Below are 2983 nucleotides of genomic sequence, written 5' to 3'. Positions count from 1 at the left end.
CGGTTGTCCACAACGGGGTAGTCGTCCACAGGCCGGGGCGGGGTGGGAGGGGTCGGGCGCACTCTGGTCGCACGTGCCGGGGGTCGGTGCGTGGGGGGACGACGAGGAGGGGCGTCGGGATGAACGAGACCGTGGTGACGCTGGTGGGCCATGTGGCGACCCAGATCGACTACCGCGAGACGCCGAACGGGCCGGCGGCGAGATTCCGTTTCGCCGTGCGACCACGGTTCTACGACCGCCAGAAGGAAGCCTGGACGGACGGTGCGACGAGCTTCTACACGGTCTGGGCGCGGCGTTCGCTGGCGGCCAATCTGGCGGCGTCGGTGTCCGTGGGGGAGCCGTTGGTCCTACACGGCAGGCTGCGCGTGCGCGACGAACAGGGGGAGGGGCAGCGGTGGGTCTCGGCCGAGATCGACGTGCTGGCCGCCGGGCACGACCTGAGCCGGGGGACGGCCGCCTTCCGCCGGGTGGCGACGGTGGGCGCGCCACTGACGGAAGCTCAGAAGGGGTCGGTGGTCTAGATGTTCGAGGCCTATAGGATTCCCCGGTATCCACGGGCATCTGGGGCTTTGGCCCGAAGGGGAAGACTGTGTCCATTGGCGTTCCCGCTTCTTCTGTTCCTGCCGACTCCGCCACGACTTCTGAATCCGCCGGTGCCGCCGTTCCGGCTGCTTCCGCGTCCGCGTCCGCGTCTGCTTCCGCTTCCGTTTCCGTTTCCGCATCTGCTTCCGGGGGCGGCGGGGGCGGCGGAGGCGGGGCACGGGCCGCCGCGCGGCGGCCGTTCGCGGTGGCGCTGCTCGCCGCCGCCCTGGCGGCCGCGCCCGGCTCCCCGGCCGCCGCCGCGGAAGGGGACGCGCATCGTCCGCCGGAGGGCGCGACCGCCGTGCTGGACGGGCTGAAGACCTTCGGGCAGGCGGTCCTGATGGGCCGGGACGGCAGCGTGCAGCAGATTCCGGCCGGGCTCTACGAGATGCGGGTCGACGGCGGCGGGATGCTCCAGACCTACGGGGTCGGCGTGACGGGCTTCGCCCAGCCCCAGGCGCGGTACACCGAGACGGCGTGGAGCGGCAGCCCGCTCGGCACCAACGGGGAGGCGGGCGGCCGGATCCGGTGGGTCCTGGAACACTCCTACCCCCAGCTCAACGACCTGACCGGGCTGGCCAAGGCGGCCGGGGCCGGCGCGCTCACCGCGGAGAGCGCGGCGGCCGGGACCCAGGTGGCGATCTGGCGGCTGGCCGACGGGGCACAGGTGGAAGCCGCCGATCCGGCGGCGGAGAAGCTGGCCGACTACCTCCAGAAGGAGGCGGGCCGGATGGCGGAGCCGCCGTCCTCGCTCAGCCTGGAGCCGACCCAGGTGACCGGCCCGGTCGGCACCCGGATCGGACCGGTCACGGTCCGGACGGGGGCCCAGAGCGTGACGGTCACCCCGGAGGCGTCGGCGCTGGCCATGGGCGTACGGGTGGTGGACGCGCAGGGGCAGCCGGTGACGGTCGCGAAGCACGGCAGCCGGCTGTGGTTCGAGGTCCCGGCGGGCGCGGGCGACGGCATGGCCTCGGTGACGGTCCAGGGGTCGACCCGGGTGCCGGTGGGGCGGGTGTTCACCAGCGGCGAGTGGACCCAGGCCCAGGTGGTGGCCGGTTCCAGCGAGTCCGCCGCGAAGGCCGTGGCGACGGCGGTCTGGCCGGAGACGGCCAAGCTCGCGGACGCCCAGGGTGCAGCGGGAGCCCCCGTCACGCTCCAGGCATCGGTGACCTCCCCGGACGAGCCGGACGACCGCCTGGCGGCGAGCGGCAGCTCGGCGGCCACCCCGGTGATCGCCTCCCTGGCGGTGGGCCTGGTGGTCCTGGGCGGCATGGTGGTCCTCCTGCTGCGCAAGCGCCCCCTGGAGGACGAGGACGACCACCTGGCCTAGCGGGAGCGGCGGGGGGCCGGCTTCGGGCCGGTCTTCGGCTCCCGCTACCGGCTCCCGCCCGGGCTTCTGCCATCGCCTCGGCTGAGGCGGGGCGGGCCTGGCTCCGGCCGGGCGGGGGACGCGGCCGTCGGCCGGTGCGGGAGGGGATGGCGATACGGAAGTGATCTCGTGGGTATGTATGGGAGATGTCTGAGCAGAGGAAGCTGAGGAAGCACGGGAAGCACGGGAAGCACGGGACCTATCGGCATCCGCTGACGTGGTGGGGCGCCGTCGGGCGGGGGGACCGGCAGCTGTTCGACGCGGTGGCGCGGCGGCACTGGCCCGGGGCCGACCGGGTGCTGCCGCGGCTGGGGCGGGCCGCCAACCACGGCGTGCTGTGGGGCGCGGTGGCCGTCGGCCTGGGCGCCTTCGGGTCGGCGCCCGCGCGCCGGGCCGCGCTGCGCGGGGCGGCCTCGCTGGCCCTGGCCTCCGCCACGATCAACACCGTCGGCAAGTGGTCGGTGCGCAGGCCCCGGCCGCTGCTGGAGGGGGTTCCCACGGTCCGCCGGCTCACCGTGCAGCCGACGACCACCTCCTTCCCCTCCGGGCACTCCGCCTCCGCGTTCGCCTTCGCCACCGGGCTCGCACTGGAACATCCCGGCTTGGGCGTAGCGGTCCTGCCGGTGGCCGCCGCCGTCGCGTTCTCGCGGGTCTACACCGGGGTGCACTACCCGAGCGACGTCCTGGCCGGGGCGGGGCTGGGGGTGGCCGCCGCCCTGGTCGTACGGAGGCTCGCGCGGGACGCCGAGCAGGCGCGGGGGGCGTCCGGCGGTGAGCGGGCGGCGGTCGGGGCGCCCGCGCTGCCGGACGGCGCCGGCCTGGTCGTCGTCGTGAACACCGAGGCCGGTGCGTCGGCCGGGGCCTCGCCGGACGTGGTGCGGGCCGTGCTGCCGCGGGCCGAGGTGGTCGAGTGCACCGGGGAGGAGCTGACCGAGGCACTGGCCTCGGCGGCCGGCCGGGCCACCGTGCTGGGGGTGTGCGGGGGCGACGGCACCGTCAACGCCGCAGCCGGAGCTGCGTTGCGGGCCGGGG

General features: G+C 75.5%; 3 protein-coding genes. All 3 read left to right on the top strand.

Features of this window, described 5'->3' with window-relative positions:
- Window positions 1-119 precede the first annotated feature (119 nt).
- Window positions 120-521 carry a single-stranded DNA-binding protein gene (locus tag EF918_RS34265; RefSeq protein ID WP_125652775.1) on the top strand — a complete coding sequence of 134 codons (402 nt, stop codon included), beginning with the start codon at window positions 120-122 and terminating at the stop codon, window positions 519-521.
- A 266-nt stretch (window positions 522-787) separates the two neighbouring features.
- Window positions 788-1912 (top strand): thioester domain-containing protein, encoded by a 1125-nt coding sequence (locus EF918_RS34260; RefSeq protein ID WP_185922065.1) that lies wholly within the window; start codon window positions 788-790, stop codon window positions 1910-1912.
- 185 nt (window positions 1913-2097) lie between these two features.
- Window positions 2098-2983, top strand: an 886-nt coding sequence (locus EF918_RS34255) for a phosphatase PAP2 family protein (RefSeq protein ID WP_125652774.1), incomplete at its 3' end; no start/stop codon positions are given.

Source organism: Streptomyces sp. WAC06614, assembly GCF_003949795.1.
Taxonomy (GTDB): Bacteria; Actinomycetota; Actinomycetes; order Streptomycetales; family Streptomycetaceae; genus Streptomyces.
This window is presented reverse-complemented; position numbering and strand designations above follow the sequence as displayed.

What these genes read in the sequence shown, in the direction of transcription:
- EF918_RS34265 (WP_125652775.1), top strand. Translation starts at nt 120, where the DNA reads ATGAACGAGACCGTGGTGACGCTGGTGGGCCATGTGGCGACCCAGATC.